Raw genomic sequence first — 14,065 nt, 5'->3', positions numbered from 1 at the left:
GTCCCGGGCATTCGCTACGTTTGAACCGTGGACAAGAAGAACGCTATGCGCGCCGGCGCCGTCGCGGCCGGAACGACGCTGATGATGCTGCTCATGTCGTCCCCCGCGCTCGCGCTCACCCGCGACGACGGTGACGACCCCGGTCAGGGCCTGAGCGTGATGGAGACCGTCGGTTTGTACGTGGTGGCCCCCATCGCCCTGTTCGTGGTCATCACGGCCCTGGTCATGATCTTCGACAAGTCCAAGAAGCAGGCCTAGCACCTACGCTTCTGGCGAGTGCGCCGCAGGTACCCCGTACCGTGCGGCGCATACGCATGTCCGGACCGGGAGGGCCGGCGGGCAGGTTGCGGCCGGTAGGTTGCGGCCATGATCGAGTGGGACGTCAAGAAGCTCCGCATCCTGCGCACCCTGCGCGACCGGGGCACGGTCACCGCGACCGCCGAGGCCCTGCGGATGACCCCGTCCGCGGTCTCGCAGCAGCTGTCCAACCTGGCCAAGCAGCTCGGCGTACCGCTTCTGGAGGCCCAGGGCCGACGGGTCCGTCTCACCGACGCCGCACACCTCGTGCTGCGCCGCGCCGAGGCCGTCTTCGCCGAGCTGGAGCGCGCCGACGCCGAACTGACCGGCTACCTGCGCGGCGAGGCCGGACAGGTACGGATCGCGGCGTTCTCCACGGCGGTGCCCGCCCTCGTCGTACCCGCGATCCAGCGGCTGCGCGCCGAGGACCGTCCGGGCCCGGACGTACGGGTGCGGGAGGCGGAGGCCGCGCAGGCCTACGAACTCCTGGTCGCCGGTGACGTGGACCTCGCCCTGTCCCTTGCCGCGCACGCCCCGACGGCCCGCGACCCTCGGTTCGTCGTGCTGCCCCTGCTGGCCGACCCTCTGGACGTGGCCCTCCCCGCGGACCACCACCTCGCGGCGGCGCCCGCCCTCCGCCTCGCGGACCTCTCCGGCGACCCCTGGATCTTCGGCGGCTCGGGCCCCTGGTCACAGATCACGACGGCCGCGTGCGAGGCCGCCGGATTCGTACCCGAGCAGGCGCACAGCGCCTCCGGCTGGACGGCGATCCTGGCCATGGTCGAGGCGGGCATGGGGGTCGCGCTGATTCCGCGCATGGCATCGGCGGAACGGCACAGCAGGGGCGGCGTGGTGATGCGCGCACTCGAAGCCGACCAGCCGCGCCGCCATGTGGTGGCGGCGGTACGGCAAGGGGCCGAGCAAGGTCCGGCGGTGGCCCGGGTCCTGGCGGCGCTCACCGAAACAGCGGCATCGTTCACGTCAACTGAATAAACGATGCAAAAACTTTCGATGGACCTCATGGGTCGCTCGCCACGACAGTGGACGCATGACCTCCGATCAGAATGAGAACCAGTACGAGGACCCCCACGCCAACGACGCGGCCCCCTACGGCGGTGGCGACCCGTACGCCGACTACCGCACCACGGACCTCCCCTTCACCGAACTCGTCGACCTCGCCGACCGCCGCCTCGGCGCGGGCGTGATCGCCGCCAACGACGAGTTCTTCGCCCAGCGCGAGAACCTCCTGGTCCGGGAGCGCGCGGTCTTCGACCCCGAGCACTTCGGCCACAAGGGCAAGATCATGGACGGCTGGGAGACCCGCCGCCGACGCGGCGCGGACGCGGCCCACCCGTTCCCCGCCCCCGAGGAGCACGACTGGGCCCTGATCCGCCTCGGCGCCCCCGGCATCATCCGCGGCATCGTCGTCGACACGGCCCACTTCCGCGGCAACTACCCGCAGCGCGTCTCGATCCAGGCGACGGCGGTCGAGGGCTCGCCGAGCCCCGCCGAACTCCTCGCGGACGACGTGAAGTGGGAGGAGATCGTCCCGCCGACCCCCGTACGCGGCCACGCCGCCAACGGCTTCGAGATCACCGGCGGCCGCCGCTACACCCACGTCCGCCTCTGCCAGCACCCCGACGGCGGCATCGCCCGCCTCCGCGTCCACGGCGAGGTCCTCCCCGACCCGTCCTGGCTCGCGACGCTCGGCACGTTCGACCTGATCTCGGTCCTGAACGGCGGAAGCTACGAGGACGCCTCCGACCGCTTCTACTCCTCGCCGACGCAGATCATCCTGCCCGGCACCTCCCGCAAGATGGACGACGGCTGGGAGAACCGCCGCCGCCGGGTCCGCGACACGAACGACTGGGTCCGCTTCCGCCTCCCCGCCCAGGGCGCGGTCCGCGCGGTCGAGATCGACACGGCCTACCTCAAGGGCAACGCGGCCGGCTGGATCGCCCTCCAGGGCCGCAACGGCGAGACCGGCGAATGGTTCGAGATCATCCCCCGCACCCGGCTCCAGCCCGACACCCTGCACCGCTTCCCCCTGCGCGCCCAGGCGATCGTCACCCACGTCCGCCTCGACGCCTTCCCGGACGGCGGGGTCGCCCGCATGCGCCTGCACGGCAGCCTGACGGAGAGCGGCGCGGCCGAACTGGCCCGGCGCTACGAGGAGTCGGGCGCGTAACCCGTGTCCCCCTCCCGCAACCCCCTCTGCCCCGCCCGCCGGACGGCTGCGCGACGGCGCCTGTCCGACGGGCGGCTTCCATGGCCCACGGCCCCGACCCCGTGCCTGTTCGTGCGGACGTGCCCCCGCCCTCGCGGGAGGCGCCTCCTCACTGCGTCTCTGTGCGTCAGGTCGGTGATACCCGCCACCGAGGCGAATTCCCGCGCAGGCACATCGATCGGGTCGCTCGCTGCCTCCGATGTGTACGGCGGGGCACTACGGAAAGAGCTCCTCCGCAAGGGCCGCCTCCGTCACATCCGCTACCACGACCTCCGCCACTCGACCGCCACCCTCCCCCTGGAACAGGGCGTCGAGCCCGTCGTCATCAAGGAACTCCTCGGCCACGCCACATCAGCGTCACCGCCATTGCCTACGCCCACGTCCGACTCCGCCTCCAGCGCGACGCCGTCGACACCCTCAGCACCGCCCTCGACGGCCCGACAGGTGCCGAGGCACCCAGGATCGACGGCGATGAACCGCCATCCTGCGCCGCTCTCGTCCGCTGACGTTGCCGTCAACTACTGCCGTCAAATACCAATTGGGCTCCTCCGGATTCTCACGGAGGGGCCCGAATTCTGTAGCAGGTGCACCCCGTCGGGGAGTGAATCACGGGGCCATTCTTCCACCTGTAGCATCCCCGAAAATAAAGGCCACCAAATTACCCCAAATTTGCCCTGCGGGAACTGAGGGGTCGTACGGTCGAGACGTACAGAGGTAGACCTTGCCCTTCGCAAGCCATTTCGTGTGACTGTCCCGCCGGCCCCCAGGCATTACCTCGCCTGTAACTGATCCTGGCAAGGAGCGTCCGCAACGCCCGCTTCACGTCATCTTCGCCCCAAAAAATCTGCCAAGTGCGACACTTCCCGCACCTGCGCCGCAGTCAAATGCCTCACCTCCCAGAGCAGGGCGGCCGTGTCGACATTCTCCGGCGAACCTCTGCGACCTGCTGTTTGGTGCACACCGGTCAAGGATGCCAGGACAGCGACCGGAATGCCGAGCACGACTGCGAAGCCATTGAGGAGCTCAGCGTCGAGCTCCTTAACTCCACGCCCTACCGCGCCGATGGTCGCAGCCGACAGGTAGACCCCGGACATCAGGTACATCACCTTGGCCGCCGAGGACCATCCCAGATTCCGGAGGGCAAGCATGCGCACAAGGAGCGAACCGAATCCCGGTGGGTACTGCTCATAAGGGCGCTGCCTCTTGGGAGGGACGGATTGCGGCGATACCTCAGCCAGGGACTGGGCGAAATCACGTAGCCGCTGCCTGTCGGACGCGGGCAAGCGGAGTGCACGCTGCACCAGTTGGGGGAGCTCGCGACCAGCTTCCTCGTCGAAGAGCAACGCGTCATCGGGAATGGCCAGACCCGCGACGAGGAAGAGGTCATGGCTCTGCACACCAAGCCGCTCTGCAAGCCGGTGGAGGAATTCCTCGGTCGGGGGTTGGCCCGCGGGAATCGGAGAGAGCTTACCCACGGGAAGACCGGTGTCGCGGGGAAGACCGTTTTCCTGACTCCGCACGAGACGCGCCAGGAGCACACCGGAATCGGGGTAAGCCGGAACGTCCATCAGCACCGCCGCATCGAGAGAAGTAGTCATTCGGATGTTTCAAGCCCGCTGGGGGCAGCCTCACGAGACTGCCCCCAGCGAACATGTTTCACCTCAGAGACCTGGCCCAGCGTAGTAGTCCCAGGCGCTGTCGGCGAAGTCCCAACCATGCCGTCGGAAGGCTCCGCGGGTGACGTCCAGCAACGGAGTGGCCCCCGGGATATTCGTCGGACGGTAATGACCGGAGAAGTTGTCGACCCTGGAAATCGCACCGCTTGTATCGACGTCGAACGTGCCTGCCATGAGCACCCCTTGACGGTTACCCAGGGATGTGTGTCCGGCACCTGGATTGAGATCCCACATAGATTCGTTCTGCATGGCGCGCAGAGAACCGTCCTGGTGGACGACGAAGTGGTACTCACCCGCGCTGAGAGAGGATCCAGGGGAAATTCCCGCACTTGCCGGAAGGGTTCCCTGGTCGGTGTGGTCGATGCCCTCACGGAACGGCTCCCAGACTTTATCCCCACAGTTGTGAACGAGGACCGGGGAAGCCCCCGCCAGCACATAGTACGTGTGGAGGTCGGAGACGGTGAGGTTGTGGACCGTCGCAGTCTGGGCCGTCCAGCGCTCGATCGCGGTGATCTGGACGTACGTGCCGGCACTGGTCTGGAGCCACTGGCCGGCGTGGAGGTCGGTGGCCTTGATCCATTCGCCGAGTTCGGGGACCCAGAAGGTGTGGCCGTCGGTCGCGGTGACCTGGGCGGTCTTCGTGCCCTTCTTGCCGTCGGTGTCGATGGTGACCTTGACGAGGTGCTTGAGGCCCTAGCCCTTGATCTCGGCGGTGACGGTCTCGATCCGCCGTTCGCCGGTCTCCGGGTCGGTGGCGACGACCTTGTCGCCGGTCTTGACCTCCTCGATCGGCTTGGTGGAGCCGTCGGCCATCAGGACCTTGGTGCCAGGGACGAAGCTGTTGCACGTCCCGCAGTCCTTGACCTTCTCGACCTGCCGCGACCGCGGAGAGGGGGTGAACCGTCTGTTCCTGCACCCGGTGACGGCGAGGACGCTGCGCCAGGGAATGGCAAGTGCTGGGGGTCAAGTCGACCAAGCGTCTCTGACACCCGCCGCCACATCAAACGGCCTCGTCCAGAGCCTGGACGAGGCCGTTTGATGTGTTCAGGGTCTCAGCGGTGCTGCCATTCCTCGTTCGGAACGGGACCTTCGCAGGCATCACCGCAGCGGTTGGCCCAATGGCTTGCGACGAAAACCGGGCGGCTCAGCACAACGTCGTCAACGCGCTGCGCCCGCACGACGATGCCGAGCACATTGCACGAGAAATCCCAGAACTGGTTGTAGGTCACCATCCGGCCGCGCGCCTCCAGGTACTGGACGAACTGTTCTTCCAGTTCGGACGGTACGCGACCAACGAGACGCATTTCCCCGAGTGTTACCTGGGGTCCATTGCGTGCGTCGACTGCAATTCCCGCCAGTGACCCGGACGTATCATAATAGGTCGTCAAAATGGATGATGGGTCAAGAAGATTCGCGTCGGGGGAACCGAACTCCACGCTGCCACCCAAGCCAGGAGCAGCACTTACTGCGACGCCCCGCATGGCGACTCCGCGCAGGGCCTCTTCCGTCTCGTCTCGGTTCATCCCAAAGCGCAGTGGCCCTACTTGCTCCATCGGACTTACCTTCCACTGAGCCCGATCGGCTTCACTGAGCGCCTTGCATCGCACCACCACGGTGATCTTTTCCCTTCTCCGATGGGGTGATCTTAGCGTGCCAAGTGCAGGCCGACCGGGCCCCTGAGAGAGTCATCTCCTTCTTGGCGCCCGGCCTACGATCGGCCCGGTATTCTGCAAGACTCCTTGTCCGTCGAGATACCAGACGACCATGGTCCGTCCACTTTCGAGGATATGCGGGAGGATGTTCACGCAACCTGCCCCGCCGCGACCACCGCAAACGTACGTATTGTTGATGGCGACATTCGCAAAGTCGATACCCTCGTCATTCATCCAGAGGGCGATCTTCGGCTCTGCGTGAGACGCCGAGTCCCATTGAGCGTTACGTCCGCTTGCTTGCTGGAGCGTGGCGTTGGCGCGAGCTGAGGCCGCGTCGTTGCCACTGCTGAACTCCGGACCGATCGGGGTCCCATCGGCGTTGGTGGGCACACCGGTGGTGACGTGCTTGCCGTCAAGACTGTTTATGACCTCCTGGATATTAGCTTCGGTGCAGTTGTGCACCAGTGCCGATGTGTGACCCACCACGACGTAGTACGTGTGCAGGTCGCTGACGGTGAGGTTGTGGACCGCCGATGCCTGGGCCGTCCAGCGCTCGATCGCGGTGATCTGGACGTACGTGCCGGCACTGGTCTGGAGCCACTGGCCGGCGTGGAGGTCGGTGGCCTTGATCCATTCGCCGAGTTCGGGGACCCAGAAGGGATGGCCGTCGGTAGCGGTGACCTGGGCGGTCTTCGCGCCCTTCTTGCCGTCGGTGTCGATGGTGACCTTGACGAGGTGCTTGAGACCCTGGCCCTTGATCTCGGCGGTGACGGTCTCGATCCGCCGTTCGCCGGTCTCCGGGTCGGTGGCGACGACCTTGTCGCCGGTCTTGACCTCCTCGATCGGCTTGGTGGAGCCGTCGGCCATCAGGACCTTGGTGCCGGGGACGAAGCTGTTGCACGTCCCTCCGCCGTCGGTCTTGCCGGACCCGCCGCTGCCACTGGAGCCGCCGCTGTTGCGGGAGGAGCCGCCGGAGTTGCCGCCGGGCTTGGAGCCGCTGCTCTTGCCTCCTCCGCCGCCTCCGCCGCCGGATGACGACGAGGCCTTGGGGGCTGCCTTGACCTGGGCCTGCTTCTGGACCGGGTTGCCGGTCTTCTTGGTCTGGCTGACGGCCTTGTCGGTCGTTCTCTTCGCCGCCTCGGCGGCTTTCTTCTTGGCTCGTTGCGCGGCTTCCTTCTTGGCTTTCTCGATGGCCAGTTTCTTGGCCTTCAGCGCGGCCGCCTCGGCCGCCTTCGCGGCCTTCAGGACGAGCTCGGCCGCCTTCTTCGCCACGCGGAAGGACTCGATGGCCTTGATCGTGCGGTTGATGGCCTTCATCACGGAGGGGATCTTGCCGAGCTTGGTCCACGGGATCGCCCCGATGATCAGGCTGCCGCAGGACCACATGTCACCGCCGAAGCAGGACAGGGCGTCGTTGATGCCGACGAAGTCCTTCAGCGTTTCCCACGCCACGGCCAGGATCACCGAGGACAGGGACTTGCCCTGCATCGCCTGGGCCTGCGCGACCTGTGCCGCGGACAGGCCCGCGCCCGCCAGGGCCGCGGCCCGTTCGGAAGCGGACAGGGAGATGGCCAGACCCGTCGGGTCGGACATCGTCACCGGGTTGTTGTGCGCGTAGGCGTAACCGTTGGACTGCAGTACGTCGTTCAGGTCCAGGACCGGGTCGACGGACAGGAAGCGTCCGACCACCGGGTCATAGAGACGGGCGCCCAGCGGCTGGTAGCCGGAGGCGTCGTCACGGGTGGCACCCAGGAACCCGGTATGGGTCTGCAGTTTGACGCCGACCGTGCCGTTCCCGCGCTGGTTGCCGAACGGGTCCTGCTTGCGGATCCGGACCGCCATCGAGCCGCTGAGCGCGACCTCCGCGTAGGTGCTGCCCTGATGATCGCCGGTGAGGGCGACCAGGGCGTCACCACCCGTGCCGGACGCGTAGCGCATGACCGCGCCACCGGGCGCCGCGTACGTGCGCTGGGTGTTGATCAGGACACCGCCCTGCCCCACGGTGACCTCGGCCTCACCCAGATACAGGGTGGCCTGCTTGTCCTTGATCGTCAGCAGCCGCGATCCGTCGGGTCCGTAGATGTGACGGGTGTCGTTCTGCGGCTCCCACAGCTGCGCGGGCTTCGTGCCGTCACAGACGGCCAGCACGATCGGGGTCGAGTTCGCCGAACTCGCGTCCTTCACCGCCAGGCACAGGCCCGAAGCGACGTGGGTCAGCTGACCCGACGCGTTGCGCTTCAGCTCCTGGCCGGCCGAACCGTCACACTTCTGAAGCTGGATCGCCGATCCGGCCGTGTTCCCGGCCGGCTGCACGCACCAGTCGTCGTGGACGCTCAGCGCGCCCCGGTCGCGGTCGGCCTGCGCCGTCCCCGGAGTAGGGGTGAAGCGCCAGCTCTGCGCCACCGTGGAGTTGCACGAGTACAGCTGGATGGCCTGCCCGGCGGCCGCCAGGCCGGCGCTCAGGTCGAGGCATTTGTCGGCCAGGCCCACATACGGGGTCTTGCCGCCCGCGCCCTGACCGCTGATCCGGTCGACCTGGCCGTCATACGTCCAGGTCAGATCCTGCTTGTCGCCGTTCTGGAGGGAGGTGACGGACTTGGTCTCGCCCGTCAGCTCGTACAGGCGCTCCGCCTCCGACTTGACCTGCGCCCCCTGCGGGGTGGTGTAGGCCTTCGACACCTTGGTCAGCGTGTGCGGCTGGGTGCCGTCGGCCTTGCCGTAGGAGTAGGTGGTGGTGGCGTCCTTCGCGGTGTCGCCGGTCAGGTCCTTCTCGGTCAGCTTCTTGCGGTTGCCGACCAGGTCGTACTCGTACTCCTGCCAGTAGCCGGAGCTGTCCTTGCCCGCCGTCACATTGAGCGTGCCGTCGCTGCCCTTCGGAGCGGCGCACCCGGTCTGGTCCTTGGAGGTCCAGGCCGACTTCAGCTGACCCAGCGGGTCGTAGGTGAAGCACTGCCGCTCCGCGATCCCGTCCGAGTGCTCCTGGATGGAGGTGACGTTGCCCGCCGGGTCGTAGGTGTACGACCGGTTGGACACGAGACTTCCGTCGACCAGGGTCTTGTCCCCGGTCTGCTCGCGGTAGACCGACTGCTCCTGGAGCTCGCCGCTCGACTCGTCGTACGAGTTCTGCGCCCATACCCGGTACGGCTGCGCGCCCAGGGTCGAGCGCAGCACCTGCCCGTAGGAGGAGTACACCGTCTCGGAGCCGTACCAGTCCTTGCCGGATATCGACAGGGGCAGGCCGTCCTTGTTGTAGCGGGGGACGAGCTTCTCGGCGGCGAAGTTGCCGACCGCCGGCAGCGTGGCCTCCTCCAGCATGCCCGTGTCGTTGTACGTGTAGCCGTACGTGTACGAGGTCGCAAGACCCCACGTGGCGGCCAGCGTCAGCGGCAGGTTCAGCGTGGTCGAGGTCGGCTGGTAGTCCTTGGTGTAGCCGTTGATCTTCTGGGTGTACGCCAGGCCGTCGGTGTAGCGGGTGGCGGTGGCGGGCATGCCCTTGCCGCCGGGGGCGGTGTCGTAGCCGAAATCCGCCAGCAGCGTGCCGTTTTCGTCGTTCAGTCGCTGCTTGGTCGGCCGCGACAGCTCGTCGTAGCCGTTCCAGACGGTGATGCCGCGCGCGTTGGTGGTGGTCAGCGGGCGGTCGAAGCGGTCGTAGGAGGTCCGCGTGGTGCCCGAGTCCGGGTCGGTGGCGGAGTCCGGCCGGCCGCGGTGGACGTAGGTCCATGTCCACGGGTGCGTCTTGTCGGCGGAGTTGACCGCCTTCACGAGCTGGCCCCGCTTGTCGTACTCGTACCGCATCGACGTGAAGCCGTCGGGAGCGGCCGAGTTGTACGTGTCCACCCGGGACGAGCGGCCGAGCGCGTCGGTGTAGACACGGTAGGAGGAGGTGCCGGACGGGTTGACGACCTCCGACCAGTCCTGGCCGTACTTGTAACGGGTGGCCCGTTCCGGGACCGGCTGGGAGGTGGCCTCCTTGGTCTCCGGGTCCATGACCTTGAGGACCGGCATCTCCTCGACCACCCGGCCGAGACCGTCGTAGGTGTAGCGGGTGATGTTGGGGACGGCCGTGTCGGCGAGCGGGGTGAACAGCTCACCCGGCTCGGCCTCGTGGGTCAGGTAGGCGTTGTTCGTCTGCCAGACCTCACCGGAGCTGTTGTACAGCGTGTCGGTGATCAGATGGCCGCCGCCGTTGGCCTCCTCCTGCGTCTGCCGCTCGCGGCCGAGGCCGTCGTAGAGGGTGACGGAGGTCTCGACGCGGTCCTCGAACCCGCGCGTGCGGGTCGTGACGAACGGGGGCTTGCGGTCCGGGTTCTCCGGGTTGTACGTCGGGATCGTGTAGTCGGCCTTGAAGTCCGGCACGGACGAGGCCGACGGGGTGCGGCCCGGGGCCCAGGCCTCGTCGAGGCGGCCCAGCGGGTCGTACGTCGCCTGGCTCACATGGCCGTTGGTGTCGGTCGTCTTGAGGGTGGTCGAACGGCCCGGCTCCAGCTCCTGCCTCTGGGAGTGGCCGCGGGCGTTGGTCTCGGTGACCTCGAAGACCTGCCCGGAGGACGGGGTGTAGGTGATCGTGGAGAACTTGTTGTCCGGGTCGGTCTGCTTGACCACGCGGCCGATGGCGTCGAAATCAGTGGTTCCGTTGCTCTGGAATCCGGTTCCCGCACCGTTCAGCGACCAGGACTCGGTGGCCAGGCCGCGTGTGGTGCCGGCGAGCTCGGCGCCGTAGGCCTGGTGGTCGTACGCGGTGCGGGTGGCACCGCTCAGAGTGGTCAGGTCGGCGAAGTCGGCCTTCGCGCACGTGGTCGGCGAGACCAGTGCCTGCTTGGTCAGGCCGATGATGTTCTTGCCGGTCTGGTGGACGTACTCCAGCTTGGTGCAGGACTCGTCATCGGGTTTTGCGGTGTCACCGAACGACTCGACGAGGGTGGGCAGACCGTACGTCGCCTCGTAGGTCGTCTCGGTCTTCACGACCCGCTCGGTGGCCTTGTCGTCACCGGCGCCGGAGGACTTGGTGTACGCGATCTCCACAGGCTCCGTGACGCGCCAGGCGCGCAGCGGACTCAGACCGTCGTCACGGTCGCGCTTGGCCAGCTCGGTGGCGGCCGGGACGGTGACGCTGCGGGACAGCCAGTCGGTGTCCGCGTCGCTCGCGCTCGTGTAGCTGAGCTCCTCGGCGATGCGGCCAGCGAACGGCTCGGAGTCCTTGGCGATCTCGGCACCGGTGATGTCCTTCACCGAGACGGTGTCGCCCATACCGCGGAAGTAGCGGGTGACGGACTTCGACTTCTTGCTGCCGATGGTCGGCTCGTTCTCGCCCGTGAGCACCGTGGTCTGTTCGAACCCGGCGAACTGCGCGTAGGTGCGCGTGGACTTCTTGGTGAACTCCGCCTCGGCCAGCTTCCACCCGGCGTTCTTGTACGAGTACGCCGTCCTGGTGCTGAACGCGCCGTCGACGTTGGGGAGTTCCTCGATGGTGTCCACCACGTACTTGTGGAACCAGTCGATGTCCTCGACCTCGGGGTCCGGATGCCAGAACGACGGATAGCACAGGCGGATGTTGGCCTTCAGCGCCGCCGTGTCCTTCTTGTCGGGCAGGTTGGTGCCGGTGGCGCAGTCACCGACGGCCGGCTTGTAGGTGGCGACGGTTTCGCCGCCGTACTCGTTGATGACACGGGCGACACGCAGCCTGGAGAAGCCGGGGCGCGGGTCCTTGGGCCGCATGACCCGGTTGGGCATGTCCTCCGCGTTGGACTCGAAACGCACCGGGTTGAGGGTGACGCTCTTGTCCGTGCTGCCGAGGCGCGCGTATCCGGTCCGCTGGATCGACTCCAGCCACAGGGCGGTGTTCGGACCGGTCCGCAGGACCGGGAAGCTCTGCGTGAGCGTGTACTTGTCCACCACCTGACGCGCGGTGGTGTCGGTGCGCCGCTGCGCCGAGGTGGTGATCGAGACCAGGCGCTTGCGGCTCCAGAAGGACGGCCCGGCGTTCCAGCACTTCTTGCCGGACTCGCACCGCAGGTCGGCCGGGGTGTCGTACCAGATGCGGTACTTGCCCGGGTCCTTGTCGGTGAAGTTCGCCTCCGTGCACTTCAGCGTGCCTTCGCCCAGGCAGCGCTCGTCGACCTGGAAGCCGACACGGGCCGGGGCGGTCTCGGAGAAGATGCTGTCCTTGCGCTGCCCGTAGTCGATGTGGTCCAGGTAGCCGTCGCGGTCGTAGACGACCGGCGCCTTGAAGTTGAAGTTGCGGGCGTAGTAGTTCTTGTCGCGCTTCCACCACAGGGACATGGCGTTGCCGTGGATGTCCTCGACGTAGTCGAGTCCCCAGCGCCAGGCCTGGGTGCACCAGGAACCGGCCCAGTCACCGGCCTTGTAGCAGTCCTCATCCGGGTGGTTGCCGTACACCGGCACGGTCAGGACGGAGTCGGTGACCGGCTGTCCGGTACTCCAGCCCGGCAGCTTGTGCCGGCCGAAGTGGTAGCGGGTGCCGTCACGGGTGGTGACGACCCAGTACTCGCCGTCCTTGGCGCCGTTGCCGCTGGTGTTGTTCTTGATCTGCTCGATCTTGGAGCCGTCGCCGTTGGCGGTGAACCACGTTTTCTTGGTCTTGTCCCACACCAGCTCGGTGGTCATGCCGCCGAGCGAGAGGGTGGCGTTGTCCGAGCCCCAGCACAGATCGGCCGTGCGGTGTGTGGCGTTGTTCGACCCGGGCTTCTTCGAATCCTCGCGACAGTTGGCGTACGTGCGGGTGATGGAGCCCGGGTTGTAGTCCCAGCCGTCACCGATCCACGAGGCCTGGTTGTTGGTGGCGGAGGTGCGTCCGTCGACCGACTGCGAGGAGTAGCTCAGCGCCACCTTGGGGATCAGCCCGCCGGCCGTCTCCGGTACCTGTGCCTGGTACGCGTAGGTGAAGGCGCCGGAGGAGGCGCCGGCCGACCACGAGCCCGAGGACAGCAGCGGCGACGCGGTGAAGTCACCGGAGGCCGATGCGCCGGTGTCCATGGCGCCGACGACCTGCGGGCCGGAGGCGTCCACCGCCTGCAGGGCCGCGGTACGGACGGAGGCGCCGGTCGCCTTCGAGGCCGCCTCGCCGCCGAGCAGGCCGGCGACCGGGACCGAGCCGGAGAGGATCTTGCGGGTGGGTGCGTTCTTCGCGGCGGTGGACTTGGTGGGTGCCTTGTTCGCCGGCACCACCTCCACCGTGCTGCGCAGTCGCTCGGCCCTGTCGTGGTCCGCCCCGCCCGACATGGTCTGCACGCCGCCGTCGGCGGCGCAGTCGCCGCTGTCGGGGGAGGTCAGAACACATTCGGGCAGCAGCACGAGGCCGAAGCGGTCGGCGGCCTGGGGGCCGTAGAGGTCGGCGAAGCCGGTGGTGTCGACGGTGAGCGCGACCTGCGCGGCCGGTTCGGCGGTGGCCGGCGGGGTGACCTGCATGATCAGGCCGGAGACGCCGGCGTCCTGGGACGCGGCCGGCGCGGCCAGGTCGACCTTCCACTCACCGGCGATCGAGGCCGGGTCGGTGCCGTCGGGCACGCCGAGCGCGATCGGGTCGTGCTGCGGGCCGGGCCCGAGTTCTGGGCGCTGTCCGGCTACACCGGTGCGACCTTCCAGACGGCCACGCGGATGAACGCCGATGCCTGGGCCCGCCGCGACATCGTCAACGTCGCCGACATCAACGGCGACGGCACCCCCGACCTGCTGTGGCGCAACCTCGACAACGGCAACATGTACGTCCGCCACGGCAAGCCCGGTTCCGGCAGCGGCAGCGTCGACCTCGACTCGCTCAAGGTCGCTGCCAACTCCCTCAACGGCGACGTCTCCTACGGCACCAGCTGGCAGGAGACCAACATCCGTATCGCGCTCGGCATCCCGGACGTCAACAACGACAAGATCCCCGACATCTGGGCCATCTTCGCCACCGACGGCCAGACGCGGATCTACTATCCGTCCCGGACGAACACGAACCCGGCCGCGAAGATCGTCCTGAGCGTGGACTGGAAAGCGATCAAGTCCTTCGGCTGACGGCCGGATTCCGTTCCCCGGGTGAGCCCCGGCGTCCTGTACGCCGGGGCTCACCCCTTCTTCGCATGGGACCGGGTCTTCCCGCCGTACCCTCCCGGCCTCGCGTTGCGTCGGCTCGGCCGGGCGGCGGTGCGAAGACGGCCCGCTCACTCAGAGGCTGTCGGGCTGAGCCCGAGCCGAGGATCCGCGGCTCGACCACG

The 14,065-nt window shown here is 67.7% G+C and carries 7 protein-coding genes and 2 pseudogenes; 5 read left to right on the top strand and 4 right to left on the bottom strand.

Annotated features, from left to right (window positions below):
* Positions 1–27 precede the first annotated feature (27 nt).
* The 4 genes and pseudogenes from OG936_RS10625 to OG936_RS10610 all read left to right on the top strand — a co-directional run.
* Positions 28–258, top strand: coding sequence for a hypothetical protein (locus OG936_RS10625; RefSeq protein WP_406494140.1), 231 nt, complete (start codon positions 28–30; stop codon positions 256–258).
* A 108-nt stretch (positions 259–366) separates the two neighbouring features.
* Complete coding sequence (locus OG936_RS10620) at positions 367–1,290, top strand: LysR family transcriptional regulator (protein WP_266746222.1); 924 nt, start codon at positions 367–369, stop codon at positions 1,288–1,290.
* A gap of 55 nt (positions 1,291–1,345) precedes the next feature.
* Positions 1,346–2,485 (top strand): allantoicase, encoded by a 1,140-nt coding sequence (alc, locus tag OG936_RS10615; protein WP_406494137.1) that lies wholly within the window; start codon positions 1,346–1,348, stop codon positions 2,483–2,485.
* A gap of 267 nt (positions 2,486–2,752) precedes the next feature.
* Positions 2,753–3,030, top strand: a pseudogene (locus OG936_RS10610) (tyrosine-type recombinase/integrase); the annotation flags it as partial.
* 318 nt (positions 3,031–3,348) lie between these two features.
* Here OG936_RS10610 and OG936_RS10605 read toward each other — a convergent pair.
* The 4 genes and pseudogenes from OG936_RS10605 to OG936_RS10590 all read right to left on the bottom strand — a co-directional run bounded on the left by OG936_RS10605 (position 3,349) and on the right by OG936_RS10590 (position 13,583).
* Positions 3,349–4,122 (bottom strand): hypothetical protein, encoded by a 774-nt coding sequence (locus tag OG936_RS10605; protein WP_406494135.1) that lies wholly within the window; start codon positions 4,120–4,122, stop codon positions 3,349–3,351.
* Positions 4,123–4,185: 63 nt separating this feature from the next.
* Positions 4,186–5,055: pseudogene (locus OG936_RS10600) on the bottom strand (polymorphic toxin-type HINT domain-containing protein); the annotation flags it as partial.
* 197 nt (positions 5,056–5,252) lie between these two features.
* Complete coding sequence (locus tag OG936_RS10595; protein WP_406494133.1) at positions 5,253–5,753, bottom strand: hypothetical protein; 501 nt, start codon at positions 5,751–5,753, stop codon at positions 5,253–5,255.
* A 132-nt stretch (positions 5,754–5,885) separates the two neighbouring features.
* Complete coding sequence (locus OG936_RS10590; protein WP_406494131.1) at positions 5,886–13,583, bottom strand: DddA-like double-stranded DNA deaminase toxin; 7,698 nt, start codon at positions 13,581–13,583, stop codon at positions 5,886–5,888.
* Here OG936_RS10590 and OG936_RS10585 point away from each other — a divergent pair.
* Positions 13,569–13,865, top strand: a complete 297-nt coding sequence (locus OG936_RS10585; RefSeq protein WP_406494129.1) for a hypothetical protein — start codon at positions 13,569–13,571, stop codon at positions 13,863–13,865. The two genes, OG936_RS10590 and OG936_RS10585, sit on opposite strands and share 15 nt — an antisense overlap.
* The last annotated feature ends 200 nt before the right edge of the window (positions 13,866–14,065 follow it).

Origin of the sequence: Streptomyces sp. NBC_00846, assembly GCF_045207325.1 — a bacterium.
Classification (GTDB): domain Bacteria; phylum Actinomycetota; class Actinomycetes; order Streptomycetales; family Streptomycetaceae; genus Streptomyces.
This window is presented reverse-complemented; position numbering and strand designations above follow the sequence as displayed.

Bases quoted from the DNA above. Each gene is read 5' to 3' on its own strand.
- OG936_RS10620 (WP_266746222.1), top strand. From the start codon at position 367: ATGATCGAGTGGGACGTCAAGAAGCTCCGCATCCTGCGCACCCTGCGC.
- alc (WP_406494137.1), top strand. From the start codon at position 1,346: ATGACCTCCGATCAGAATGAGAACCAGTACGAGGACCCCCACGCCAAC.
- OG936_RS10585 (WP_406494129.1), top strand. From the start codon at position 13,569: ATGTACGTCCGCCACGGCAAGCCCGGTTCCGGCAGCGGCAGCGTCGAC.
- OG936_RS10595 (WP_406494133.1), bottom strand. From the start codon at position 5,753: ATGGAGCAAGTAGGGCCACTGCGCTTTGGGATGAACCGAGACGAGACG.
- OG936_RS10605 (WP_406494135.1), bottom strand. From the start codon at position 4,122: ATGACTACTTCTCTCGATGCGGCGGTGCTGATGGACGTTCCGGCTTAC.